This is a genomic window from Rahnella perminowiae (genome assembly GCF_019049755.1).
GTDB classification, from domain to species: domain Bacteria; phylum Pseudomonadota; class Gammaproteobacteria; order Enterobacterales; family Enterobacteriaceae; genus Rahnella; species Rahnella perminowiae.
This window is the reverse complement of sequence record NZ_JAFMOS010000596.1, coordinates 1-25,627: the sequence shown is the minus strand read 5'-3', so window position 1 is coordinate 25,627 and position 25,627 is coordinate 1. Positions and strand designations below refer to the sequence as shown.

Genomic DNA, 25,627 nt, shown 5'->3' with positions numbered 1-25,627 from the left:
ACGCAGGGGCGGGCGATTGAGCAGGATTTGCCGCAGGCATTGCGTCCGGAAAGCTTCGACCATTACATGGCGGACATGGAGCGGCTGGTTGACCGCTATCACGACCCTGAACCGGCATCGCTGCGCCGCGTGGTGATGGCACCGACCACGTTGTTGCATTCGGCACCCGGTGCGCAGTTGCGCGAAATGGCGAAACTGGCACGCCGTTTAGGTATCCGGCTGCACAGTCATTTGTCAGAAACCGTGGATTATCTCGATGCGGCACGCGAGAAATTCAACATGACGCCGGTACAGTTTTGCGCGGAACATGACTGGCTGGGCGATGACGTGTGGTTCGCGCATCTGGTGAAGTTATTGCCGCAGGAGATTACGCTGCTGGGACAAACCCGCACCGGAATTGCGCATTGTCCGCAAAGCAACGGGCGTCTGGGCAGCGGCATTGCTGACCTGCTGGCGCTGGAACAGGCGGGTGTTCCGGTTTCGCTGGGGGTGGACGGCGCGGCATCAAACGAGGCCGCGGATATGCAAAGTGAAGCACATGCTGCGTGGCTTTTACAGCGCGCCAGAAAAGGCATGCTGGCGAAACCGCGCTATGACGGCGGAACGTTTGAGGGGGGCGGTGACGCCGCTTCCATTGAAGACGTGGTGCGCTGGGGCAGCGCGGGCGGGGCACAAATCCTCGGACTGCAACGGAGCGGCACCGTGCAGGTGGGCATGCAGGCTGATATCGCCATTTACCGGCTGGATGACCCGCGTTACTTCGGCCTGCATGACATGGCCATCGGGCCGGTGGCCTGCGGCGGCCGGGCGTCCCTTAAGGCGCTGATGGTCAACGGCCACGTTATCGTCGAAAACGATGTCATCCCCGGGCTTGACCTGGAGGCAATGCGTCATGAGGCCATGTCTGCCGTTCGTATCCTGCAACAGCGTGCTGCGGGCTAACCTTATTGATTCAGAAGGATAAAAATCATGACACAATCCACATCAACATCAGGCTATGCCTTACAGGAACTGGAAAAAGAAGCGGGAATGGGCGCGATGGGCGAAGAGACGTTTGCCCGTGAAGTTCGCTGCATTGATCTTGCAGATTTCGAAAACCGGAAAAGCGAAATTGCCGATGAACTCTGGCTGGCCGCCGTGGAAATCGGTTTCTTTCAGGTGAGTAATCACGGTATCGCACTGGACGATATCCGCCAGGCATTCAGCATGACAGAGGATTTTTTTGCGCTGCCTGAGGACGTGAAAGCTCAGTATCCTCTGGCGCGTAACGCCGGTTGGGAAAATAAATCGCAGGTGCGTCCGTCAACCAAAACGCCGGATCAAAAGGAATCTTATCAGATTACCCGGCCGCTGATGGCTTCGCTGTGGCCAGACGAACAGGAACTGCCTGCGTTTAAACATACCATGCTGAGTTTTGAATCACAGTGCTGGCAACTGGGCATGAAATTGCTGTCTTGTTTTGCGCTGAGGCTGGGTTTCCCGGAGCACTTTTTCGAACAGGCACACGATCCTTATCAGCCAACCTATCAGAGTACACTGCGCATGCTGCATTACTACGCTACTGAACAATCAGAGCAGGGGATGTGGCGTGCCGGTGCGCACACCGATTTCGACTGCCTGACGCTGCTCTTCCAGCGTCCCGGTCAGGGCGGCTTGCAGGTGTGTCCGGGCAAGGATCGCGAAAGCCAGCAGTGGACCAGTATCGAACCGCGTGAAGACGTGATCACCTGCAATATCGGCGATATGCTGATGCGCTGGAGCGACGATCAGTTGCCGTCAAATTTCCACCGGGTCAGAAGTCCGCTGCCCGGTGAATATCAGGGCGCGCGCTACAGCCTGGCGTTTTTCTGCCAGGCCAACAAAGATGTCGAAATTCTGGGGCCGCAGGCCAAATATCCGGCCATCAGCGCTGAAGATTATCTGCAACAGCGTATTCAGGCCAATTTCGCGAAGGGATAAAGGCATATAAAAGCAATAAGCCCGCCTGGTGTGCTCCGGCGGGCTTTTTTATTGGGCAAAGTTCAACAACCGATCGCCGGTCAGGCAGTGGTATTGATATTGCGTCCGATCGCCGGGTTAGCAGGCAACTGCGGGATCGAATCAATCATACTGGCTACTGCCGTCTGCTGAGTATCCAGTGACTTTTTCAGCAGGATATTGTTCACCTGATTACTGGTATCCAGGCTATTGAGGCTGGTTGCCAGCGATGCAATTTGCGATACATCCATTTTGCTCTCCTGTTCGGTACAACATAAAAGGAACTGATCCGGGCGTAGAACTGAAAAGGTATCGGCAATTTCCGGCATAACTTGAGAGGAAAATAAGACTGACGCCGCCACCGAAAGAACCGCCGACGTCCGGCCGGAAGATGAAAAGGTGCTGTAACCTGTATAGCCTCAGGAATTACGGTTATAATCCCCCGCATTATTCAACCGGTTTAGAAACGAAAATGACAAAACTCTCCTTACAAGAACAACTGCTGAAAGCGGGATTAGTGACCAGTAAAAAAATGGCCAAAGTCCAGAGAACGGCGAAAAAATCACGTGTTCAGGCGCGTGAGGCAAGAGAAGCGGTGGAAGAAAATAAAAAAGCGCAGATGGAGCGTGATAAGCAACTGAGCGAACAACAAAAACAGGCCGCGTTATCGAAAGAATATAAAGCTCAGGTGAAGCAACTGATTGAAATGAATAAAATTCTCATTCCAAAAGGGAATATAGATTTTAACTTTACCGATAATAACCTGATTAAAAAAATGGTGGTGGATAAGGCCACGCAGTCTCAGCTGATTAGCGGCCGTCTCGCCATCGCGCGTCTGGTTGCTGATGGCAGCGGCGAGAGTCAGTACGCCATTATTCCTGCCAGCGTGGCGGATAAGATTGCCCAGCGCGATGCCAGCAGTATTGTATTAAACAGTGCGCTGAGTCAGGAAGAGCAGGATGAAGAAGATCCTTATGCTGATTTCAAAGTGCCTGATGATTTGATGTGGTAGTTTCGTTTTCCCCGGCAGTTCAAAAAGGATCACATCGGTAACTGGGACAAGATGGATAATTACAATCAGCTACTGGCATTCATATGGGCCTATGAATACGGCAACTTTTCTGCCGCTGCGCGGGCAAACGGGCTGACCCCTTCAGCGATGAGCAAACTCATCAGACGGCTGGAGACCCGGTTGCAGGTCAGACTTTTCTTTCGTGGAACGAGGACGTTAACACTGACAGAAGAGGGGCAGGTTTATCTGAAGAGTGCCCGCGCCGTGGTGGATGCAATGGCCGAGGCGGACTCGCTGGCTGAGAACATGCCAAACCGTATCCGCGGGCAACTTAAAATCCGGACCATGAATACCTTTGCCCGCTATCAGATACTGCCGTGGTTGCCTGCTTTTATAGAGGCTTACCCGGCTTTACGCGTAGATATTGAAACGGGGCCGGTTTACCGTGACGACTTTGATAAAGGTCTGGATCTGGCCATATATGGGGGAGTGCTGGCCAGTTCTTCCCGCATTGCCCGTCGTATCGGTGAGAGCCAGTGGGTTACCTGTGCGTCGCCTGCCTATATTGAAAAATACGGCGCACCTGCTCATCCGCGCGAACTGATCGACCACCGCTGTTTTCACTTTAATTTTGAAAGCCACTGGAATCACTGGGTGTTCGCCGAAGGCCAGCAAAGTCTTATCTTCCCGGTCAAACCCGTTGCCTCACTGTCGCAGGGTGATTTGCTTCGTGATCTGGCCATCCGGGGGGAAGGAATCGTCCGGCTGGCAGACTTTCATATCCACCAGGATGTGAAAGAGGGGCGGTTAATTCCGCTTCTGGAGGCATTCCGGTCTCCGCTCAGGGAACCTCTTTATGTCATTTACGCGCAAAGGCAGCATCTCAGCCCGCGTATCCGCTGTTTTATTGAATTCATGGAAAAACAGATAGCCCGGCATCCCTGGCGTCTCTGAGGAACCTGCCGGTCCGCCTGGCATTCGTTGTTTCTCCCTCTTCCTTTGTCTCCTGTGAACCGGATTCACAGTGGGTTTGCCTGCGCTCCGAATCCCCTGCCTGAGGGTTTATGGTACCGTTTTGTTCACTTTCACAGAATGTATTCATTCATCACAAATAGCAGAAATTACTATGTCAGACAGACAATCATCACGGGCAGGGCTGGCACTGGCGCTGGCCTTTTTTTCCGGCATGCTCAGCAGCAGTTTGCCTACTCCTCTGTATCCCGTATACATTCGTTTATATGGATTCAGCGCGTCACAAATAATGACAGTATTTGGCGTATACGCCGCCGGCGTTCTGTTCGCATTATTATTGACGGCTAAAGTTAATATCAGGGCTGAGTTATATACCAGGCCGATATATGCGGGTTTGGGGTGTGTACTGCTTTCAGCGATTCTTATGATGTTTGCAGATAATATTCTCATGCTTATTTCTGACAGATTTATAACCGGATTGGGTTCAGGTATTCTAATGGCATATATTAACCGGTCATTGATTAAAATATTCGATACGGAGGTCAGTAACACGGCGGCACTGACTGCCGCAGCTTCATTAATTTTGGGGCAGGCTATCGGACCATTAGTCACAGGGAATATCGTACATCATCATTTTTATACCCTTGAAGCCCCTTACATTATCCTTCTTATTCTGGTGGTAATGTCTGTGGCAGGAGTCTGGAATAATCGTTTACAGATAAATAAAAGCCTCCCCCCCGTACTGAGTGTATCGAAAAAAATCACGGTTCAGACACCGGGGCTTACTTTGCGAGATGTTACCGTGTGCTGCATGGCCATATTTCTTTCATGGGCCATGGCCTCTACGTTTATGTCCCAGGGCCCCACGCTGGCACATAGCTATTTCCATATTATCAGCGTGCAACGGGTGAGCTACTCACTCTCTGCGTTTCTGGTTGTGGCGGGTATCACCCAGTTAATAATGAGAAAGAGGCACCACTATTCATCGCTAAGAACAGGCGTTACTGCCCAGCTTGCAGCTGTCTTACTCGCACTTATGAGTGTTTATGCAATAAGTCCCGGGCTTTTGTTCATTTCAGTCATGCTGGAAGGCTTCGCCTACGGGGCCATACTGGTCGGTGCGGCAACCATCGTCAATAGGGTGGCCAGACAGCGTCAGCGGGCACACATAATAAATCTGCTCTATATCATGGGATATGTCGGTAACTGGCTCCCGTTCTCCCTGAGCGTAATGATGGATCATGGGTCTCTGGAGAAGGCGCTGACGGGCTATCTGATAATATGTTGTTTATTAGGGGGCGGTATTTATCTATCTACGTATGTTTCATCAAGGAAGCATTGTAAAGCGCCGGTCGGCGAATAATCAGTTCCAACATGAATATAAAGTAAAACGGAGCGTTTATAGCATGAAACGGGATGGTTCAATTATCCAGATGGGGGTGTATCAGTATCTCAAACCATGAATGGAAGACAGCCAGCCTCCGGGAGCGCTGACGGCGATGCGGATAGATAAAGGATACCGGCATGGAAGCCGCCCGGTAATCTGGCATGACCTCCACCAAATCCCCGGTCGCCAGCAGATGTTGCACATCGAAGCGGGGGATTTGTATCAGCCCAAGACCTGCCAGGCAGCAGGCAATATAGCTTTCTGCAGTGTTCACCGTAACCTGGTTGGGGATACTGACACTGTGTATGTGGCCGTCCTTTGACTGATACTCCCATAGCAACTCTTTACCCGTTTTGGATGAAATATAACCGATTGCCTGATGCCCTCCGGCAAGATCGTCCGGCTGGGAGGGGAGTCCGTGTTCGCTCAGATAGGCAGGGCTGGCGCAGTTGATGAGGGTGATGTGTCCCAGGGTACGAACGACCAGGCTGCTGTCATGCAATACGCCCACACGAATGGCGCAATCCACACCATCCTGGACCAGATCGATTGCCTTGTCCGATGACCCGAGAACCAGTTGTAACCGGGGATGGCATCGCAATAATTCCGGCAGAGCCGGAGCAATCAGGCGTCGGGCAATGCGGCTCGGCACATCGATGGTAAGCTTCCCTGAAACCTGGTGCTGACTGAGCTGAAATGACTGGTCGATATCCTCCACTTCTGCCAGTAAAGGGCGTATACGTTCGAGTAACAGCTCCCCGTCAGCCGTCAGCCGCACCGTGCGGGTGGTACGGTGCAACAGTCTTACCCCCAGTTGCGACTCTAATTGCTGGATGGCGGCAGAAACGGAGGCTCGCGGCACAGAGAGTGCGCCGGCGGCCCGGACAAAGCTTCCCATGTCTGCTACCTGCGCGAAGATGCGATATTGGTTGAACCTGTCCATCTTTCCTGTCTCGTTGTTTTATAGGCTAAAAATCGCTATTGCTGTGTATCCCCGGCAGAGGGGGGATATTCCCTGATCCCCGGAATATCCCCCCTCTTTGTTTCAGTACGATATGCGCATGCCACCGGCTATTTAGTGGTGTAGCCGCCGTTAATCAATATTGTCTGGCCGGTGATCCACCATCCTTCGCTCACCAGATGACGGATAAAAGGCACCACATCTTCAATACCGGTCAGTCCCGTTTTGCTGAAAGGAGAGAGCGCGGCTGCAGTTTTATGATACGCCACAGCATCAGCGCCTTCTGCAGGATAAAAGAAAGGTGTATCCATCGGACCCGGTCCTACTGCCGTGACCGAAATACCACGCTCGCCAAATTCTTTGGAAGCCGCCCGTGTGTAATGCTCTACCGGGGCTTTCGTGCCCGCGTAAGCGGCATAATACGGCGTATAGGCGCCAAGAAGCGAGGTGACGATCGTGCAGATTTTACCGTTATCGTTGAGATTTTTACCGGCTTCTTTGAGGAAGAAGAAGGCGGTTTTCGCGTTTACGGCTGCCATTTCGTCGTATTCAGTTTCGCTTATTTCCGCTATGGGTTTTTTGAGAACTTTGCCCACGGTGTTGATCGCGATATCCGGCTTGCCAATGGCGGCAATGGTATCGGCAAAGAGTTTTTCGACGGCGGCAGCGGTCGTCAGATCGGCCTGAAATGCCACAGCCTGCGCACCTGCGGCTTCGATGGCGGCCAGGGTTTCATCGGCATCTGTCTTTGAGGAGGTGTTGTTATAATGAATGGCGATGGCTTTCGCCCCCTGAGCGGCTAAGTCGCGGGCGATCAGTCCGCCGAGATTCTTAGCCCCGCCCGCGATGATCACAATTTTGCCTTTGATAGAATGGTCTGCCATGGTGTGCTCCTTAGGTTTCTGTCAGAAAGCTGAGTCTAGACATTAATCCCCTTGAAATAAGCACCCCAACGCCGAATAGACAATCCAGAAAATCAGACTAATTAAAGGCAGTCCGGCTCAGAGACTTTCCGCATCCTTCAGGGGGGAAGGATCGCGGCTGGCATAGATGCTGGCCATTTCTTCACTATTCGCCGTTCCCCAGGCACACAGCGGCATGATGGCTTCGGCCAGACTGCGACCGAGCGGGGTCAGTGCGTAGTCAACGCGCGGCGGGATTTCCTGATAATCAGTCCTTGCCAGTACCTGGTCAGCCTCAAGATCCTTCAGTTGCTGGATCAGCACCTTATTGCTGACGCCGGCTATCAAACGCCTGAGCTCACCATAACGCTTCGGCCCGTCGCGCAGAAAAAAAAGAACCAGCGGCTTCCACTTGCCCGAGATGATACGCAGTGTTGTGTTCAGCCCGCAGCCGGTGCCGCAAATTTCAGTTTGAAATTGTGTTGTCATTTTAGGTGGTTACCAAAAGGTGCATACTTGACCACAGGTTACCACGGTCGCACACTGGCCCGCAAGCAAGCTGCTTACTGCTTGCGTACCACTCACCAGAAGGATTCATGACATGAACAGACTGAATGGAAAAACTGCCGTGATCACCGGAGGCGCGACCGGCATCGGCTTTGCCGCAGCAAAACGCTTCATTGAGGAGGGCGCTTTCGTCTTCATCTTCGGCCGCCGGCAGGAAAAGCTTGACGCCGCAGTAGCGGAACTTGGCAGTCATGCCCGCGGGGTGAAAGGCTCGGTTTCCGATGAGGCTGACCTTGATCGGCTTTATGCCGCCGTGCGGGCCGAACGCGGAACGCTCGACATTGTTTTCGCCAATGCCGGTGCAGGAGGACCGCTTCCGCTTGGCCAGCTCACCGCGGAGCATATTGACGAAACCTTCGAGACTAACGTCAAGGGTACGATCTTTACGGTACAGAAGGCACTGCCGCTGATGGGCCCGGGGGGTTCAGTTATCCTGACCGGTTCAAGCGCCGGCACCACCGGTGCCCCGGCATTCAGCGCCTACAGCGCGAGCAAGGCGGCGGTACGAAACCTCGCGCGGAGCTGGGCGGAAGATCTGAAGGGAACCGGTATCCGGGTAAATGTACTCTCGCCAGGCGCCACCGCGACCGAACTTGCCAGGGACGCACTGGGAGAGGAGGGGCAGAAAGCGTTCGCCGCGATGACGCCGCTCCAGCGCATGGCCGAACCTGCAGAGATCGGCGCGGTGGCGGCCTTTCTTGCCTCGCCGGACAGCAGTTTCATGACAGCCAGCGAGGTCGCCGTTGATGGCGGCCTGGCGCAACTCTGATATACCACGCCTGGCTGTTCGATTCGATCAACCGGAGCGGGCCAGGCTGTATTCACCAAAGGAGTAAATATGACATACGCCATTATTGGCTTCGGCCAGATTGGACAGGCCCTTGCCAGGGCATTTGCCCGCAGCGGTATCGACGTATCCGTGGCGACCACACGCGACCCTGAAAGTTTTGCAGCCGATGCCGCCGCGATCGGACCGGGGATCATTGCCCAAAAATTGGCGGACGCCGTCAGGGCAGACATCCTCTTTTTGGCTGTCCGTTTCGAGTCTCACCCGGATGTCGCGAAGGTGCTAGCGGACTGGAAGGGAAAGATCATCATTGATGTCACCAATGCCTACGGCATTCCTCCTGAGCAACTGGGTGACCAGCCTTCCTCCTGCGTAGTCGCGCAGGCTTTCACGGGAGGAAAACTGGTCAAGGGCTTTAATCATTTGGGCGCAGGTGTCCTCGGCCAGGACCCGGCGGTACAGGGTGGCAGACGAGTCGTTTTTCTGGCGGGCGACGATGAGGATGCAGCTGATAAAGTGGGTGTGCTTGCCGAAACTCTCGGATTCTCACCGGTCAAACTGGGCGGTCTTTCACAGGGCGGATTGCTTGTACAGGCACGCGGAAAGCACTGGGGGCAGCTGATTTTTAAGGACATGGTCAGGTTTGACTGACATATCCTGATTTGCCGCCGGTGCCCGGTTTCAATCGTGAAAGCAAAAAGCCCGCTCAGATGTCTGTAAGCGGGCTTTTCTGTCTTGAGTTCTTCTGACCGGGATGGCCTTCTGCCCGTCATGGGTTGATAAATAAGCAACCTGATGAACCCTTATCTGTTAACCGGGCGGCTGCCAGCCCCCGCCGAGCGCCCTGAACGTCGCGACAGCGGCGCGTGCGGATTCTGTCTGGGCCTGCGCTCTGGCATCGGAAGCCTGTAACAGGGTCTCATCATTGTGAAGGACGTCCATCAGGCTGGCCGTTCCCTGCCGGTAAGCGATAAAAGATGACTGGCGGGCGCTGGCCAGGGCAGATTCTCCCCGGGTCAGCGTGGCTGTCTGTGTTTCACGATTGACCAGGGCGGAGAAGGCATTCTCGACATCTTCAGTCGCGCGTAATACCGACAGGCGATAGGCCGCGAGCGCCTCCTGTTCCTGGCCCTTCGCCTGCTCTATCTGAGCATTGATGCGACCAAAATCAAAGAGCCGCCAGCGCAGCCCCAGCACGCCGGCCGACTGGCTGGCACCGCCGGAGAACAGGTTGCTGCCTGAGACTGCCGTTGCACTGCCGAGCAGTGCCGTGAGTGAAAACTTCGGATAATACTCACTGACGGCCACGCCGATACGCGCACTTGAGGCGGCGAGATGACGTTCCGCCACGATAATATCGGGTCTGCGGCGCAACAGGTCGGCAGGTGTACCCGTTGAGGTTATCTGGGGTACCTGCGGTATGGCCCCCGGCAACGCTAACTCAGCCCGGTGGGTGCCGGGCGGCGTGCCGAGCATAACGTCTAATGCATTCATGGCCGCATCTATCCCCGTGCGCAGAACCGGTACGGTGGCCTCAACCTGTGCCAGTTCCCCTTCGGTCTGGCGAACCTGATACGCCGGCGCGAGTCCTTTAGCGTTCAGGAGCTGTACCTTTTCCAGCAGCGCCTGTTGCGTGCTGACCTGTTTATCCGCGATGGCCAGACGGGCCTGTAATCCGCGCAGGGTAATATAGATATCGGCAGTCTGAGCGGCGACAGCAAGGCGGGTCGCGGCGACGCCCGCTTCAGAGGCCTGATAATCAGCCAGCGCAGCCTGGCGACCGCGTCGCAGCCCGCCGAAAACATCAATCTCCCAGCTTGCGTTAAGATCGGTTTCATAGCTATTGCCGTAGCGATTATAATCCGGCGTTGCGCTGAGAACCTGACCCAGCGGGGTTTCGGCTGACTGATACGCGCGTGCCGCTTGTCCGCTGATGTTCCCTGAGGGCAACAGCGCTGCTGTGGCTGCGCCCAGTCCGGCGCGGGACTGGTTCATCCGGGCAGTGGCCTGCGCCAGATCGAGATTCTGCGCGAGGGCGTCCGAAACGAACTGACTCAGCAGGGGATCGCCAAAGCCGTTCCACCAGACGGTAAAACTGGCGGGTGGGGATACGCTTCTCTCCCGGAGGGCAGGCTGAGTCTGATAGTGTTCCGGAAGTGGCACCGCCGGGCGATGATAATCCGGACCGACGGTGCAACCCGCCAGCAAGCCGGTGCTCACCACCAGCGCAAGAGTACGTAGGGGGAACATTGATATACCTTGAGTGAGTTTTGAGGTGTGACTACATTACCAAATGGTCACTCGTTGTCAATCAGGGCTCAATTGAGCTAAGCTGGAAAAATGACTAAACAGACAAATGTACATCCCCCGCGGGGGCCTTCGGATCACAGCGTCCGCGATCAGGTTGTTGATGCGGCCACCGAGCATTTCGGGCATTTTGGCTATGAGAAAACCACGGTGTCCGAGCTGGCTAAATCTATAGGATTTTCAAAATCTTATATCTACAAATTTTTCGACTCTAAGCAGGCGATCGGTGAGGTGATCTGCAGCAACCGGCTGGCGATGATCATGGCGATTGTCAATTCAGCGATTGCAGATGCCCCGTCGGCCTCCGAAAAATTGCGGCGTTTATTCCGGGCACTGACGGAAGCCGGCAGTGATTTGTTTTTTCACGATCGCAGGCTTTACGACATTGCCGCCGTCGCGGCGCGTGATAAGTGGCCGTCGGCAGAAGCCCATGAAGAACGGTTGCGACAGCTGATTGAGGACATCATTGTTGAAGGGCGGCAGAGCGGGGAGTTTGAGCGAAAAACGCCGCTGGACGAGGCGGCGCATGCGATATATCTGGTCATGCGACCTTACATCAGCCCGGTGCAGTTGCAATACAATCTGGAAACGGCACCGGCAGCGGCTGCGCTTCTGTCCTCGCTGATACTGAGAAGTCTGTCACCCTGAATGGTGACTATTGACATTATTGGTCACTAGTCTGAGAATGCGGTTACTGTCCTGTTAAATCAATAAGGGAACCCATGCTCAGGCTTAATCCTGCCACCTTTGCTGTTTGCCTGTTGCCGCTTGCCCTTGCGGGCTGCGGTGACTCTTCCGGTACCGACGATCCCCGTACTCAGCCTCCTCTGGTCAGGCCTGCGACCGTAGTCAGTGCTGCCGGTGCCTCCCGCGCATTTACCGGCGTTGTTGTCGCCCGGATTCAAAGCGACCTGGGTTTCAGAGTGCAGGGCAAAATTCTTGAACGTCTGGTCGACACCGGTCAGACCGTCAAACGCGGCCAGCCATTGATGCGTCTGGATCCGGTTGACCTGAGCCTGCAGGCGCAGGCTCAGCAACAGGCCGTCGCGGCTGCGCGGGCCCGTGCAAAACAAACGACTGACGACGAGGTGCGCTATCGCGGTCTGGTTGCGGCCGGCGCCGTATCAGCATCGGCTTACGATCAGATAAAGGCCGCCGCCGACACGGCCAAAGCTGAACTCAGCGCTGCTCAGGCACAGGCCAATGTGGCGCAAAATGCGACGGGTTACGCCGTACTGCTGGCCGATGCCGACGGCGTGGTCATGGACACGCTGGCTGAACCCGGTCAGGTGGTCAGTGCCGGGCAGCCTGTGGTCCGGCTGGCCAGGGCAGGGCTGCGCGAAGCCATCGTGCAGTTGCCCGAGACGTTACGCCCGGCAGCCGGAAGCGAGGCGCAGGCCACGTTGTACGGTACCGGTAAGCAGACAGTCCCTGCGAAACTGCGGCTCCTTTCCGATGCGGCGGATCCGGTAACACGCACCTTCGAGGCGAGATATGTGCTTGAGGGCGCACTGGCAAATGCGCCGCTGGGATCCACCGTTACGCTGCATATTGCAGACGATAAATTACCGGATCAGGTGATGCAGGTGCCTTTAGCGGCCCTCTACGATCCTGGCAAGGGGCCGGGTGTCTGGGAGATTTCGGGTAAGCCCGCCAAAGTGTCATGGCGGTCCGTTCAGGTACAGGGATTGGGTGACGATGCGGCGAGGGTGACCGGTTCCCTTAAGCCGGGTGAACAGGTGGTCGCGCTGGGTGCACATCTGCTGCATGAAGGTGAGACCGTACGCATGGCTGAACAGAGCGATGCCAGCGTCGCCGGGAGCCAGCCATGAGCGGGGGGCGGTTCAACCTTTCAGCGCTTGCCGTGCGCGAGCGCTCAATCACCCTGTTTCTTATTATCCTGATTACGGTCGCGGGCATTCTCTCCTTTTTCGAACTGGGGCGGGCTGAAGATCCGCCGTTTACCGTCAAGCAGATGACGATCATCTCCGCCTGGCCGGGTGCCACCGCGCAGGAGATGCAGGATCAGGTGGCTGAACCGCTTGAAAAGCGTATGCAGGAACTGAAGTGGTATGACCGGAGTGAGACCTACACACGTCCCGGACTGGCTTTTACCATGCTGTCACTGCAGGACAGTACGCCACCTTCACAGGTGCAGGAAGAATTCTATCAGGCGCGTAAAAAGCTGGGCGATGAGGCTAAAAACCTGCCCGCAGGCGTCATCGGGCCGATGGTCAATGATGAATTCTCCGACGTGACCTTTGCGCTCTTTGCGCTGAAGGCGAAAGGGGAGCCACAGCGGCTGCTGGTGCGCGATGCGGAAGCGTTGCGCCAGCAAATTCTGCATGTGCCGGGGGTCAAGAAAGTCAATATCATCGGTGAACAGGCTGAACGTATCTTTGTCTCGTTCTCACATGACCGGCTGGCCACGCTGGGCATTTCGCCTCAGGATATTTTCTCCGCCCTTAACAGCCAGAACGTCCTGACGCCTGCCGGTTCGATTGATACCCACGGGCCGCAGGTCTTTATCCGCCTGGACGGCGCCTTCGACAAACTGGAGAAAATCCGCCAAACGCCCATCGTTGTTCAGGGCAGAACCCTGCAGCTTTCTGACATCGCAACGGTTGAACGGGGTTATGAGGACCCGGCGACCTTCATGATCCGCAATCAGGGGGAACCGGCGCTGCTGCTGGGCATCGTTATGCGGGACGGCTGGAACGGTCTGGATCTGGGTAAGGCGCTGGATGCGGAAACGGCCAAAATCAATGAGGGTATGCCGCTGGGCATGACCCTGACCAAGGTCACGGATCAGTCAGTCAATATCAGCTCCGCCGTTGATGAGTTCATGATCAAATTCTTTGTCGCGCTGCTGGTGGTGATGGTGGTCTGCTTCGTCAGTATGGGGTGGCGCGTGGGCGTGGTGGTGGCCGCAGCGGTGCCGTTAACGCTGGCGATCGTCTTCGTGGTGATGGAGGCTTCCGGCAAAAACTTTGACCGCATTACCCTGGGCTCGCTGATCCTGGCGCTCGGGTTGCTGGTCGATGATGCCATCATCGCCATCGAAATGATGGTGGTGAAAATGGAAGAGGGCTACGACCGCATCAAAGCCTCCGCCTATGCCTGGAGTCACACGGCGGCACCGATGCTCGCCGGTACGCTGGTCACCGCCGTCGGTTTTATGCCCAACGGTTTTGCCCAGTCCACCGCCGGTGAATACACCAGCAATATGTTCTGGATTGTCGGTATTGCCCTGATTGCTTCCTGGGTCGTGGCGGTGGTGTTTACGCCTTATCTGGGCGTGAAAATGCTGCCGAAAATCAAAACGGTAGAGGGCGGGCATGCGGCGATTTACAACACCCGCCATTACAACCGTTTTCGCCGGCTACTGACCCGAGTCATCGCGCGCAAGTGGATAGTCGCCGGTACCGTTATTGCCATATTTACGGTCGCTATCCTTGGCATGGGGCTGGTGAAAAAACAATTTTTCCCGACCTCCGACCGCCCGGAGGTACTGGTTGAAGTGCAGATGCCTTATGGCACCGCGATTGAGCAGACCAGTGCCACCACGGCCAAAATTGAAGCCTGGCTGAGAAAGCAGAAAGAGGCAAAAATCATTACGTCCTACATCGGGCAAGGGTCACCACGTTTTTATCTGGCCATGGCGCCTGAGCTGCCCGATCCGTCGTTTGCGAAAATTGTCGTGCTGACGGACAGTCAGGAAGCACGCGAGGCGCTCAAGTTAAGACTGCGTGAAGCGGCGGCCGGTGGTCTGGCACCGGAGGCGCGCGTGCGCGTGACCCAGCTGGTGTTTGGTCCGTATTCTCCTTATCCGGTGGCCTACCGGGTCATGGGGCCGGATCCCACCAGGCTGCGTGAAATTGCAGACCAGGTCGAAAAGGTGATGCAGGCCAGCCCGATGATGAGGACCGTCAACACCGACTGGGGACCACGGGTACCGGCGCTGCATTTCACGCTCAATCAGGACCGCCTGCAGGCGGTGGGGCTGACATCGAATGCGGTCGCGCAGCAGCTTCAGTTCCTGCTTTCAGGCGTTCCGATCACCTCGGTGCGTGAAGATATCCGTTCGGTGCAGGTCATGGGGCGCGCGGCGGGAGATATCCGGCTCGACCCGGCAAAAATAGCGGGCTTTACCTTAGTAGGTTCTTCCGGTCAGCGCATTCCGTTGTCTCAGATCGGTGAAGTTGAGGTGCAAATGGAAGATCCTGTTCTGCGCCGTCGCGATCGTACGCCGACCATTACCGTGCGGGGGGATATTGCCGAAAACCTGCAGCCGCCGGATGTGTCCACTGCAATGACCAAAGCCTTGCAGCCGGTCATTGATAAGCTTCCGGCGGGTTACCGCATTGAGCAGGCGGGGTCGATTGAAGAATCCGGAAAAGCCACCCAGGCGATGGCACCGCTGTTTCCTATCATGATTGCCATGACGTTGTTGATCATTATTCTGCAGGTACGGTCGATGTCGGCCATGGTGATGGTATTCCTCACCGCGCCACTGGGGCTGGTTGGCGTGGTGCCCACGCTGCTGCTTTTCAACCAGCCGTTTGGCATCAATGCGCTGGTAGGCTTAATCGCGCTGTCGGGCATTCTGATGCGTAACACCCTGATTCTGATAGGGCAGATCCATCACAATGAACAGGAGGGGCTGGTGCCATTCGATGCGGTGGTGGAGGCGACGGTGCAGCGGGCCCGACCGGTGTTGCTGACGGCGATGGCAGCTATTCTGGCCTTTATCCCGCTGACGCACTCGGTATTCTGGGGCACGCTGGCCTATACCCTGATTGGCGGGACGTTTGGCGGCACCATCATTACACTGGTGTTCCTGCCGGCAATGTATGCCATCTGGTTCAGGATACGTCCTGACAATCAGCCATCTCAGTAAAGTCAGGTACTGGTATAAGCATCTGCGGATGAGAATCAGCGGATCGATAAGGTGAAGAAGAACGGGAGTAAAATACCCATTTTTCTTCAACCTTACTGAGATGATTTTTTAATCACGAAGGCAGAGTCCGCTCAGTTTTTTGACAATGAAAGGGGGTGAGTTTACGCCATTTAGTTCTGTACTAAGCTTGTAATTGATTATCCGGATAACGACGGGAAAGGAATATGCATAACACCGATCCGCAATTGATTATACTGCTCTGGTTCATTCTGCCTGTCTGGCTGGCGGCTGGTTTTTGCGACTGGCTATGTCACCGTGCGACGGGGATCGAGCGAACAACGGGTGTAAAAGAAACCTGGATTCATATTCTGATGTTTCTGGAGATGGGTTTACCCCTGCTCGCCGCTTTATTCCTCGACGTCAATGCGCTGATCATTGCCTTTATGATAGTGATGTTTTTTCTGCATGAAATAACCGCTTTGTGGGATGTAAGTTATGCGGTCAGCGCCCGTAAGGTTACGCCAGTAGAACAACATATTCACAGTTTCCTGGAAATGCTCCCCCTGATGGCACTGTTATTAATTATTTCCCGACACTGGAATGAATTCCTTGCCCTTATGGGTCTTAACGACGCGGCGGGCAGTTTTGATATACGGTTGCGTGCCGATCCTTTACCCGTTACTTATATCGTTGTGATTTTTTCAGGCATAATTTTGTTTGAACTCCTTCCTTACCTTGAAGAGTATTTCCGTGGCAGAAGGTATCAGAAAAAAGAATCCTCCTGAATGGCAAAATAAATGCAGCGGAGTTAATCAGTTTCTCCGTCTGAGATGAAAGCATTTAATTCTCTGGCGTCATGGCTGCAAAAGAAAGTAATGTCTTGATTATAGCGGCTAAACAGTTCCCGTAATTGCTGTTGGGTACGATGTCGGGCTCCGTTATCCACCGCCATCATCCACTGGTAAAAACGCAGGCCGGGTGTACAGCGGGGCGTTTGCAGGTCCATTTCGCCCCGATAGAACCAGGCATCACCCCCATGCAGCAGCCAGCCTTGCGGCTGGCTTACGGCAATGCCTGCATGCCCCCGCGTATGACCCGCCAGCGGCACCAGCAGGATTTCCGGTGGCAATCCTTGCAGAGCCGTAACCGCCTCGAAGCCGTACCATTTTTCTCCCCGGCATTGATAGCCTGTCCAGCCAGACATACCGCTCCACTGGCCGGGCCGGTAGCGCTCACGGGCCAGCCAGCTGTGTCGCTGCTGTGCGGTATCGATTTCAGTTTGCAGTAAATGTATGCGCGCAGCAGGGAAGTCCGTCAGCCCGCCCGCATGGTCAAAATCAAGATGTGTAAGGATAATGTGACGGACATCCTCTGCGCTGAACCCCAGCGCCTCTATGCGCGAACGGGCGGTCAGCGTCTCCCGTTTTTGAATATTATTCATCAGCCGGAAAAAGCCCGACAGCCGTTTTTCCGGCTGACGGATATCATCCCGCCCGAACCCTGTATCTACCAGTACCAGTCCGTCCCGGTCAGTTTCTATAAGCAGACAATGGCAGACCAGATGCGCATAAATACCTTTACTGAAACCATCAAATAGTGCGCCGCCTACCGGGCACATACACCCGCAATTAAGATGATGAACTTTCATATATTGTCTCTTCCTCCCGAAATGACCGGAACGCCAGACCTTATCCTGCGGGTAAATAAAATGACGATGTCATTTTGAGTGGGGCGGTAACAATCCTGATTGACAGGTATTGCCGCAATCGTTAATTCATCATTAAATTATCTTCACAGTTGGGAAGTTTTTATAAGAATAATCTCAGTGTGATTTATTATGCGTATAAGCGAACAGTGTAACCTGCCCGTTGCTGTCAGCTTCTGGTACCTACCAGCCCGGTAAGCTGCACTCTGGCAACGATCAGCGGATAACAGATAATTTTTTCGCAATTAGCTGACGAATTTTATTTAACATCCACAGGGTTGCAGCATCACTGTCACGATTGCGATGCCATAACAGGGCGAGTTCAAAGGGCGGCATATGTACCGGCACAGAGTCTGACTGGAAACCATACCGCCGGCACCAGTCATCTACCAGCATCATGGGGACCGTGGCGAACAAGGGCATCTGACTGAGCATGAGCGGCAATGTGGAAAAGTGGCTGGAAACATAGCGTACTCTCCGTGCTACCCCTGCTTTTTCCAGGCTACTGTCCATCGCACTCTGACTGGCCCCCCGGTAGGAAATCAGCAAGTGTTCATAATGAACGAATTCCGCAACCGTCAGCGGTTTGGTTATGTCGATTTGTCCGGGGTCCCAGAGCGTTTTAAATCCGGCACACGTGAGCTTTTCCCGCCGCAAATCACGTGATGTTTCCTGCCCGACAGTGATGGATAAATCGACCTTGTTCTGCTCAAGCGCACTCACCACCTTCCACGGATCAGTGGCCACTGCATTGATCGAAACCTGTGGGGCTTCGTGCATAATCCCGGCCAGCAGATCCGGCATCAGCCAGTGCTCAATCCAGTCGCTCATACCGATATGGAAGGTTAACTTATCCTTTTCCGGATTAAAGCGGGGTGGATTGAGAACCAGGGCCTGTAATTGTGCCATCAGGGGCGTCAGCGCTTGTATCAGCTCGCAGGTCCTTGGCGTAGGCATCATGCCCTGAGTCGTTCTCACAAATAACGCTTCGTTAAACATGCTGCGCAACCGCCTGAGGGCTGCACTCACTGCGGGTTGTCCAAGGTGCAGCCTGTGTGCAGCCTGGGTGACGTTGCGCTCTTCATACATCACGATGAGCACCACGAGTAAATTAAGATCTATGCGACTAAAATCATTTGGATTAATGAGGGTCATTATTTTAATCAATTTAATTAATTCACGAAGCGTGAGTATAGTTCTCTCATTCAGAGCGGACAAGCCGTCAGGCATTCGCGGCGATGTAATGAAGTGGAGGAATAAATGAGAATAACCGTAGGGCAATGTCAGGTTGAGAAAATAACGGAACAAACAACTTCCTTTCCCCTGAGGCAGCTATTTCCCGACCATCTCGATGAGATGATAAATTATCCTGAAGATGCTGCGGTCGGGCTTTCCATTCATAGCTGGCTGGTGAAAACCCCGGAAGATATCATCCTGATAGATACGGCGACGGGAAATGGCAGGAACAGAGGGGGTATCCCTTTATTTGACCATCTTAACAGCGATTATCTTGAACGTCTGAAACAGACCGGGATCGCTGCGGAACAGGTCTCGTTAGTGTTAATGACGCATATCCATACCGATCACGTTGGCTGGAATACGCATTGGAATGAAGGCGAGTGGCAGCCCCTTTTTCCACATGCACGTTATGTTTGTTCGGCCCGGGAGCTCGCGAAGTGTCAGGCCGATCCCGGCAGGCAGGAGCTGTATCGCGACAGCATTCTGCCGCTGATAAAAAGCGGCCAGCTGGATGCTATCGACATTGAACAGTCGCCGTTATTTTCCGGCGTCTTGCGCTATATGCCAACGCCCGGTCACAGTGATGACCATGGCTCTTTACTCCTGGTCTCAGACCAACAGCACGCCATATTTACCGGGGATCTGATGCACCATGAAGTGCAGTTTGAACATCCGCATTGGAATTCGGTTTTCTGCGAAAATAAACCGCAGGCATCCCTTTCACGCCGTAAAGCAATCGACTGGGCATTAGAGCATCAGGCAATCTGGTTCAGTTCGCACTTTGCAGGTGCTTCTTTCGGCAGGGTCAGGTATGACGGCAGTCAGCGTTATCAGTGGCAAACGCCGGAGGAAGAATAATGTTCCGACAAGAGGATTATGCAAAAGCATCCGTCACTGAATTACTGCAAAAATTGCAGAATGGTGAGACTTGTGCAGCGGCGTTGACGGAGTTTGCACTGGCGATTATTGCTGAGCGCGAGCCCGCCCTGAACGCCATTACCTGGCTCTATGCTGATGAGGCAAGACAGGCTGCCATCGCGAGCGATGAAAAACGGCGGCGCGGCCATCCCTGCGGCAGGCTGGAAGGTATCCCTCTGCTGGTTAAAGACAATATTGATGTTGCAGGATGGCCGACAACGGCGGGATCAAAAGCGCTGCTGGGGATTATTGCAGACCATGATGCACCTCTGGTGAAACGTCTGCGTGAAGAAGGGGCAATCCTGTTGGGTAAAACGGCCATGCATGAACTGGCGGCTGGCATTACGGGCGCCTCATCACTGAGCGGTTATACCCATAACGCCTACCGACCGGGCTATAACCCTGGCGGCTCAAGCAGTGGTTCCGCGGTCGCAGTCGCAGCAGGTTATGTTCCCTTTGCTGTCGGTACGGATACAGCAGGGTCGGTGCGAATTCCTGCCGCTTTTAATCTGCTTTATGGCCTGCGGCCGACACGGGGCAGCGTTACGATGGCAGGCATTGTGCCGTTGTCTCCAACACAGGATATTGCTGGCCCGCTGGTACGCCATGCCAAAGATTTGCGGTGGGTGACTGAAGTGATGACGGGTAAAAGTTTCCCGCCCCGGGGGGAAACATTACGTATTGGCTGGCTTGACAGTGCTTTTAACGATATCAGCGACACGAGCAGAAATAAAATGCGGGCCGCTGTGCAGAATATCGGTGCCGAAGTCGTAACGGTCGGTGTTACCTCTTTAGATTCGCTCGCTGAGGCGGCCAATATTATCGCTTACGAGTTTGCGGAGTCATTAAACGCATTTTTGAGTGCCAGACCGCAGGCCAGTTTTACATCGCTTCAGGAAATCGTGGCCGCCAATATTCACCATCCGCAACTTGACGCCGTATTCAGGGCGCGTGCAGAGCACGCCGGGACAAATAGCCCTGAATATCGTGGTGTACAGCAGCGGCAACGTGATTTTTATAATTTACTGAAAGCCTTGTTTGCCGACCACGATATCAATCTTCTCGCCTATCCGGTCATGCGTCATCCGCCGGTCAAACACGGAGAAACTCAAACGGGCAGCAACGCCTTGTTGGCAGCGACCAGCGGGACACCTGCGCTGACTTTTCCTGTAGGATTTGACGAACAAGGCTTTCCGCTTGGGCTGGAGCTTCTCGCCTTACGTGACAGAGAGGACTTACTGCTAAATGTATTCCTGAAGGAGCAAAACGGCGCGGCAGATTAACGCCTCTTCATATCCACAGTGATAACCTGTTATCACAGACAGACCTGCGCGCCATCTATAGGTAAAGCCTTTGCTCGTGGATCCTAAATATAATAGGTTGACAACAAGTTTCCATTATGAAAAACAGATTGAGGTCCGGCTAACCCGGAGCGATTCAGGCAGTATAATTATTCCATCGAATGATAAAGCCAGATTTCCCTAAATCCCTGAGACAGGAATTAAAGTGAGTATTTCAGAGAAACATGAATGGCATAAGAATGACTACCTGGTAAGTACAGACAGAGAAAAACTGGATGTACAGGCTATCCACCGGTATCTGACAAGGTCCACCTGGGCTAAAGGTATTCATCTGGATATTGTCTTCGCATCAATAGAAAACAGCCTTAACTTTGGCGTTTATCATAATGAAATCCAGATAGGTTTCGCTCGCCTGATAACCGATTATGCTACATTTGCTTATCTTTGCGATGTGTATATTCTTGAAGAATATCATGGAGAAGGGCTGGGAAGATGGGTTATGGAATGCATACATAATCACCCTGTGTTCGGGCAGCTTCGGAGGATCATGCTGTTCACAACAACAGCACCCTGGCTTTATGAAAAGTTTGGCTACGAGCCCGTAAATCGGGAAAACTATGCATGGACAATTACCCGACCTGATATTTATACCGATAGAAAAAAGCCTGGCTGACCAACACTCATATTCGGCTTATTTATCATTCAGTTCATATCCAGGGTAATCCCAGTCCGATGAGCTAAATTTTAAAAGGCTCGCCTAAGGCAACTTAAGCGGGCCTTTTGGCTTTCCCAGCCTGTCAGGCAGGTCACGTGCTTCTTTATCGCCAGCAATATGATCCTGAACCTATCCAGTGAGAAACATTGCTTGAATGTTCATCAGTGTCTGTTTATAAAAGCCCTCCATAGGGCTCGCGCTGACGCATTAAGCGGCTCCAGCGAGCGGAGAGGGTGATCAGCTGTTCATACGAAGGAAGTACGATGCTTTTGCCAGATTCAAGCTTTACAACAACCGCATATCAATCGTCATTTAAAGAATGAGCCGTCAGGTGTTTGTTTCTCTGGACGGGCCGAAGGGAGCCGGTAAAACCACACTGCTGGAAGCCATTACGAAAGTACTCAGGGCAGACAACAAGAAGGTGATCCGACTTTGCGAGAAAAAAAGCGATCCCAGCAGGGGGGAAACAATGGCCCTTGTGAACAGGTTCGTCAGAAATCCCACCCTGGATTTGGAACTGGAGATTTGTGAGCGCTTTGCTGACAGCCGTGCCTGGATTTCCCGGCACGTTCTGACTAAGCAGCCACCTGACAGCATTATCTTGATGGATCGCTGGTACCCGTCGGATGCTGCGTTTCGCCGCAGGGTTCCATTCGCAGAGATTTTACAGCTTAATATGGAACGAAACGTGCGAGTGCCAGACCTGCATGTCGGGGTTGTAACTGCGCCTGATATTTCATGGGCGAGAGCCGCAGCCCGAACACGCGGGCTGAGTAGTACGGTGATTCATAAGCTGGAAGAGCATGTCGCTTGTACCGAAGCGTTCGAGCGAGAAATTGCATATCAGGGCTGGTTTTTATGCCGTAATGAAGGAACGATCGAAGACGCAACGAGGCAGGTGATATCTGAGATCTACAGAGTGCCGGGATGCCCCGCTGGCACTGGTTTTGCGGGCAGCGGTTCCTGACCGGCTCCTTGCTGTGAGTTCAACTGATCGATGCAACGCTATCGCAAAATTTCGGCATCTTATGCCAGTGAGTATCTTAATTTCTAGTCAACCTTTTCATCTTAGGAGTGAGTAAATTGAAAACCGATTGGCATAGCTCATCACTGACCAGTACCACCAGCATTGATAAAAACTATAAAAATACACAAAACGTTCGTCGTTTCATGATTAAGGAGTGTGGTGAAGATTTTCGATTCGATCGTGAATTTATGATGTGGATACGTAATGATGATCCAAAAACTTTGGGTGATGTTGTAAATGAGTGGAAGCGCAGACATTCGTTTTAATAAACCAAACTAGCTCCTCGCTCATTGCAGTCCCTTCGTGTTGCTTCAGTAGCGCTTTACCAGAAGCGGACACGACTATCATCATGGTGTGTTAACCGATGGCGAGCAGGTTAAAGGTCGCCTGTTTGTTATTCTTTTCGTTCGACTTTGTAAATGTGTTCTGAGGACCCCGATATGACCACCTTTCATCAACTTACCGCCACCAGTCTGGGTGGTCAGCTTATCTCTATGGCCGACTACGCTGGCAAGCTGGTTGTGGTGGTGAATACCGCCAGCCATTGTGGCTTCACACCACAATACGCAGGCCTTGAAGCGCTCTACAAGAAGTATGCTGCACAGGGGCTGATGGTGCTCGGTTTTCCCTGCAACCAGTTCGGTAAGCAGGAACCCGGCGGTGCCGACGAAATCGCACAGACTTGTCACATTAACTACGGAGTGAGCTTCCCGATGTTTGAGAAAGTGGAGGTCAACGGAACTGCTACGCACCCTGTGTTTAGGTATCTGAAAAACGAATTGCCCGGCGTGCTGGGTGGACGGATCAAGTGGAACTTCACTAAGTTCCTGATCGGACGCGACGGCAAACCGCTCAAGCGTTTTGCTCCGATCTCCACCCCGGAAAAAATGGAAGCCGTAATCCTTACTGCGCTTGAAATCTGAATATTCCTGTCATCCGAACAGCCCGTACTTAGAGAGCTTCCGACAAATAAAGAGAATGGGCTCTGTACAAAAGTTTATTGAATTTGCAGATCGCTATAACTGTATATCTTGCCTTTCTAAGCCTAATTCGGTAATCAGTGTGGCGGCCGCGTGTTCCTTTTCCTTCAGACCGATGATTTTTGGCGCGATTATGACGCTATGAAGACTGCAGGCGTTCAATTTTGCGAGGAACCACGTGAGGAAGAGTACGGGACAGTGGTTGTATTTGAGGATCTCTTTGGAAATCGCTGGGACTTGTACCAGAATAACTAATTTTCCAAAGCGCTGTAGGGCGCTTCTTTAGCTTCAGTTTAGCTATCCATGATTTAGCGTAAATACGCTCACATTGATTGTCTGAGCCATTCACTCTGTGTAAGAGAAAAAAGCAGGCTAGGCGGCGCGTCTTTCACATCATGGATCTCTTTTACGTATTGCAACCCGGCTTTTTGAAGAACTTTCTGCGATGCCATGTGGTTTCCTCTAACTACGGCAGATATCTCAGTCAGCTTTAACTCACCAAATCCATATCTGACGGAGTATTTCGAAAACTCTGTCGCCAGACCTTTTCCCCATGCCTCTGTGGCGAAACGATATCCTAAGTTATTAATTACGATATCTGCATAACTGCTGATGCTCAGACCTCCAAAACCAATGATCCTTTCAGGACTATCCTGCAAAGAGATCGCCCAGTTTCCAAAACTGTGAGTTTCCCAGTGGTTGATCCAGCGAGCTAAAACAATTTGTGCATGCTGTATGTCAGGATATGGCCCTGCGGGGTTAAAGGTGTTCGTAGCCGGGTCGCCATAAATTCTGAAAAGGTCATTCAAGTCAGATGTAGTTACGGGGCGAAGATGCAGTCTGGTGAGTTGTAGTTGCAAAACAATTTCCTAAATAATGTGTTCATTAGGTTAGTTATATATCTGTTTTTATAGTTAGGGAAAAGCAGGTTCGCAACACCTCACCGTCAATTACCATACAGAGTTGTTGGCAATGATTTCGATGCTAGTTTACAGATCCGAATGTCGCTATGTCCGTTCCTCGCTCACAGCCGCCCTTGATCCTTCAGCGGACAGGTCAGGGTCATCAGCGCACATTAAAATGATCAAGGAATCTTTGTACCGGGGTCAGTTTTAGTAACCACTACAGTTTTTTGCTCATAAAGACGGTCGTTCCACCTTTGAACGGTTCACGTCTATCGATTTCATATCCGAGCGTCGCATATAATGCGATGTTCGCCTCGAACGCCTCGTTCGTCTGCAGGCGAATTTCCCCAAGCTCCGCTTGAGTTGCCTTACTTTCAACATGTGCCAGCAATGTACGGCCGATTCCGATTCCTTGCCGGTGGGGATGTACCGCAACATTTTCGATCCAAAGATGATCGGCCTGGAGCCATAGTTCGATCAGGCCGACCACTTCCCCTGCGACAATGGCGAGGTCAATGTCATGCTCACGGATGGCCTTATTAAAATCGGCCGTCATCGGAGTTGGTTCACGACCAATGACCGGAATCCATTTGGAATAGGCCGCGCGCACTATCTCACGCACCAATTCCGCTTCATTTTCTTCCGCTCGGCGGACCGAAAGGGCGACGTCAAGCGATTTGCTCATATAAACTCCTTGAAGCTCGGCTACCACTAACATGTGCAACATAGCAGGCTTTGCAGTTTTTCGACGAATTAACACCAGATTGGCACCACCAGTTTGACGTTGCAACTGCCAGATTACTGACACTGGATAAAATAACCAAAGTGTACAGTTGGGGGAGCAAATGAGGTAAGAAGGCGTGCTAGCGGCCTAGCTTTTAGGATTGACTCGATAGTTGGGATCTCCCCGTTATCATCAAATTCAACAGGTAGGTAACGTCCGCTTCACGCCCTGAGACATTCGACAAGCTTTTTATGGCTTCAGTAAGGGCGAGTGTCGCGCTTCGAGAGCCAGCAAATACTTTGCTTCATCGTACTGGGTTCTGGTCTTCCAGCAGCGGTAAA

Annotated in this window: 26 protein-coding genes and 1 pseudogene; 18 read left to right on the top strand and 9 right to left on the bottom strand. The window is 53.2% G+C overall.

Going from position 1 to position 25,627, the window contains the following annotated elements:
- The coding region (locus J1785_RS18255) for an amidohydrolase family protein (protein ID WP_217220115.1) at positions 1 to 942 on the top strand (942 nt) is incomplete at its 5' end.
- 27 nt (positions 943 to 969) lie between these two features.
- Positions 970 to 1,959 (top strand): isopenicillin N synthase family dioxygenase, encoded by a 990-nt coding sequence (locus tag J1785_RS18250; RefSeq protein WP_129955512.1) that lies wholly within the window; start codon positions 970 to 972, stop codon positions 1,957 to 1,959.
- 80 nt (positions 1,960 to 2,039) lie between these two features.
- On the opposite strand, the gene J1785_RS18245 is transcribed toward J1785_RS18250, so the two are convergent.
- On the bottom strand, positions 2,040 to 2,228 hold the full coding sequence (locus tag J1785_RS18245) for a YjfB family protein (protein ID WP_129955513.1): 189 nt from the start codon (positions 2,226 to 2,228) through the stop codon (positions 2,040 to 2,042).
- Between the two features lie 221 nt (positions 2,229 to 2,449).
- Here J1785_RS18245 and J1785_RS18240 point away from each other — a divergent pair, with 221 nt between their 5' ends.
- From J1785_RS18240 to J1785_RS18230, 3 genes are all read left to right on the top strand, one after another.
- Complete coding sequence (locus J1785_RS18240; RefSeq protein WP_129955514.1) at positions 2,450 to 2,989, top strand: DUF2058 domain-containing protein; 540 nt, start codon at positions 2,450 to 2,452, stop codon at positions 2,987 to 2,989.
- Between the two features lie 51 nt (positions 2,990 to 3,040).
- A complete protein-coding gene (locus J1785_RS18235; RefSeq protein WP_217138421.1) occupies positions 3,041 to 3,943 on the top strand; it encodes a LysR family transcriptional regulator in 903 nt (300 codons plus the stop codon).
- A gap of 172 nt (positions 3,944 to 4,115) precedes the next feature.
- Complete coding sequence (locus J1785_RS18230; RefSeq protein ID WP_217220113.1) at positions 4,116 to 5,324, top strand: MFS transporter; 1,209 nt, start codon at positions 4,116 to 4,118, stop codon at positions 5,322 to 5,324.
- Between the two features lie 58 nt (positions 5,325 to 5,382).
- Here J1785_RS18230 and J1785_RS18225 read toward each other — a convergent pair whose 3' ends face one another.
- The 3 genes from J1785_RS18225 to J1785_RS18215 form a co-directional block, all read right to left on the bottom strand.
- Positions 5,383 to 6,291: a LysR family transcriptional regulator gene (locus J1785_RS18225; protein WP_129955516.1), complete on the bottom strand. Its 909-nt coding sequence runs from the start codon at positions 6,289 to 6,291 to the stop codon at positions 5,383 to 5,385.
- Positions 6,292 to 6,419: 128 nt separating this feature from the next.
- A complete protein-coding gene (locus tag J1785_RS18220; RefSeq protein ID WP_217220111.1) occupies positions 6,420 to 7,193 on the bottom strand; it encodes an SDR family oxidoreductase in 774 nt (257 codons plus the stop codon).
- A 117-nt stretch (positions 7,194 to 7,310) separates the two neighbouring features.
- Positions 7,311 to 7,700: a winged helix-turn-helix transcriptional regulator gene (locus J1785_RS18215; RefSeq protein WP_129991792.1), complete on the bottom strand. Its 390-nt coding sequence runs from the start codon at positions 7,698 to 7,700 to the stop codon at positions 7,311 to 7,313.
- A gap of 112 nt (positions 7,701 to 7,812) precedes the next feature.
- On the opposite strand from J1785_RS18215, the gene J1785_RS18210 reads away from it, so the two are divergent.
- Together J1785_RS18210 and J1785_RS18205 are read left to right on the top strand one after the other, a co-directional pair.
- Positions 7,813 to 8,547 (top strand): SDR family NAD(P)-dependent oxidoreductase, encoded by a 735-nt coding sequence (locus J1785_RS18210; protein WP_129955519.1) that lies wholly within the window; start codon positions 7,813 to 7,815, stop codon positions 8,545 to 8,547.
- 69 nt (positions 8,548 to 8,616) lie between these two features.
- On the top strand, positions 8,617 to 9,216 hold the full coding sequence (locus tag J1785_RS18205; protein WP_217220109.1) for an NADPH-dependent F420 reductase: 600 nt from the start codon (positions 8,617 to 8,619) through the stop codon (positions 9,214 to 9,216).
- A 159-nt stretch (positions 9,217 to 9,375) separates the two neighbouring features.
- Here J1785_RS18205 and J1785_RS18200 read toward each other — a convergent pair whose 3' ends face one another.
- On the bottom strand, positions 9,376 to 10,815 hold the full coding sequence (locus tag J1785_RS18200; protein WP_217220107.1) for an efflux transporter outer membrane subunit: 1,440 nt from the start codon (positions 10,813 to 10,815) through the stop codon (positions 9,376 to 9,378).
- Between the two features lie 90 nt (positions 10,816 to 10,905).
- Here J1785_RS18200 and J1785_RS18195 point away from each other — a divergent pair, with 90 nt between their 5' ends.
- The 4 genes from J1785_RS18195 to J1785_RS18180 all read left to right on the top strand — a co-directional run bounded on the left by J1785_RS18195 (position 10,906) and on the right by J1785_RS18180 (position 16,557).
- Positions 10,906 to 11,520, top strand: coding sequence for a TetR/AcrR family transcriptional regulator (locus tag J1785_RS18195; RefSeq protein ID WP_129955522.1), 615 nt, complete (start codon positions 10,906 to 10,908; stop codon positions 11,518 to 11,520).
- A 74-nt stretch (positions 11,521 to 11,594) separates the two neighbouring features.
- The gene (locus J1785_RS18190; protein ID WP_217220105.1) at positions 11,595 to 12,704 is read left to right on the top strand and encodes an efflux RND transporter periplasmic adaptor subunit; all 1,110 of its coding nucleotides are present in this window, start codon (positions 11,595 to 11,597) and stop codon (positions 12,702 to 12,704) included.
- A complete protein-coding gene (locus J1785_RS18185) occupies positions 12,701 to 15,772 on the top strand; it encodes an efflux RND transporter permease subunit (RefSeq protein ID WP_217220103.1) in 3,072 nt (1,023 codons plus the stop codon). The genes J1785_RS18190 and J1785_RS18185 overlap by 4 nt, the downstream gene beginning before the upstream one ends.
- Positions 15,773 to 15,996: 224 nt before the next feature.
- Positions 15,997 to 16,557, top strand: a complete 561-nt coding sequence (locus J1785_RS18180; protein ID WP_217220101.1) for a diguanylate cyclase — start codon at positions 15,997 to 15,999, stop codon at positions 16,555 to 16,557.
- A 23-nt stretch (positions 16,558 to 16,580) separates the two neighbouring features.
- Here the strand turns inward: J1785_RS18180 and J1785_RS18175 are convergent, their stop codons facing one another.
- A complete protein-coding gene (locus tag J1785_RS18175; protein WP_129955526.1) occupies positions 16,581 to 17,420 on the bottom strand; it encodes an MBL fold metallo-hydrolase in 840 nt (279 codons plus the stop codon).
- A 273-nt stretch (positions 17,421 to 17,693) separates the two neighbouring features.
- Positions 17,694 to 18,785 (bottom strand): LysR family transcriptional regulator, encoded by a 1,092-nt coding sequence (locus J1785_RS18170; protein WP_238483271.1) that lies wholly within the window; start codon positions 18,783 to 18,785, stop codon positions 17,694 to 17,696.
- 48 nt (positions 18,786 to 18,833) lie between these two features.
- Between J1785_RS18170 and J1785_RS18165 the strand changes: the two genes are divergently transcribed.
- The 7 genes and pseudogenes from J1785_RS18165 to J1785_RS18135 all read left to right on the top strand — a co-directional run.
- The gene (locus tag J1785_RS18165; protein ID WP_231572432.1) at positions 18,834 to 19,574 is read left to right on the top strand and encodes an MBL fold metallo-hydrolase; all 741 of its coding nucleotides are present in this window, start codon (positions 18,834 to 18,836) and stop codon (positions 19,572 to 19,574) included.
- Complete coding sequence (locus J1785_RS18160) at positions 19,574 to 20,917, top strand: amidase (protein WP_217220099.1); 1,344 nt, start codon at positions 19,574 to 19,576, stop codon at positions 20,915 to 20,917. Before J1785_RS18165 ends, J1785_RS18160 begins: the two co-directional genes overlap by 1 nt.
- Before the next feature lie 223 nt (positions 20,918 to 21,140).
- Positions 21,141 to 21,608, top strand: coding sequence for a GNAT family N-acetyltransferase (locus J1785_RS18155; protein ID WP_129955529.1), 468 nt, complete (start codon positions 21,141 to 21,143; stop codon positions 21,606 to 21,608).
- A gap of 361 nt (positions 21,609 to 21,969) precedes the next feature.
- A complete protein-coding gene (locus J1785_RS18150; RefSeq protein WP_217220097.1) occupies positions 21,970 to 22,617 on the top strand; it encodes a dTMP kinase in 648 nt (215 codons plus the stop codon).
- 116 nt (positions 22,618 to 22,733) lie between these two features.
- A complete protein-coding gene (locus J1785_RS18145; RefSeq protein ID WP_129955531.1) occupies positions 22,734 to 22,943 on the top strand; it encodes a DUF6434 domain-containing protein in 210 nt (69 codons plus the stop codon).
- 174 nt (positions 22,944 to 23,117) lie between these two features.
- On the top strand, positions 23,118 to 23,600 hold the full coding sequence (locus J1785_RS18140) for a glutathione peroxidase (protein ID WP_129955532.1): 483 nt from the start codon (positions 23,118 to 23,120) through the stop codon (positions 23,598 to 23,600).
- A gap of 129 nt (positions 23,601 to 23,729) precedes the next feature.
- Positions 23,730 to 23,912, top strand: a pseudogene (locus J1785_RS18135) (VOC family protein); the annotation flags it as partial.
- Between the two features lie 68 nt (positions 23,913 to 23,980).
- On the opposite strand, the gene J1785_RS18130 reads toward J1785_RS18135, so the two are convergent.
- Together J1785_RS18130 and J1785_RS18125 are read right to left on the bottom strand one after the other, a co-directional pair.
- Positions 23,981 to 24,517 (bottom strand): GNAT family N-acetyltransferase, encoded by a 537-nt coding sequence (locus J1785_RS18130; RefSeq protein ID WP_129955534.1) that lies wholly within the window; start codon positions 24,515 to 24,517, stop codon positions 23,981 to 23,983.
- Positions 24,518 to 24,779: 262 nt separating this feature from the next.
- On the bottom strand, positions 24,780 to 25,247 hold the full coding sequence (locus J1785_RS18125) for a GNAT family N-acetyltransferase (RefSeq protein ID WP_129955535.1): 468 nt from the start codon (positions 25,245 to 25,247) through the stop codon (positions 24,780 to 24,782).
- Positions 25,248 to 25,627 lie beyond the last annotated feature (380 nt).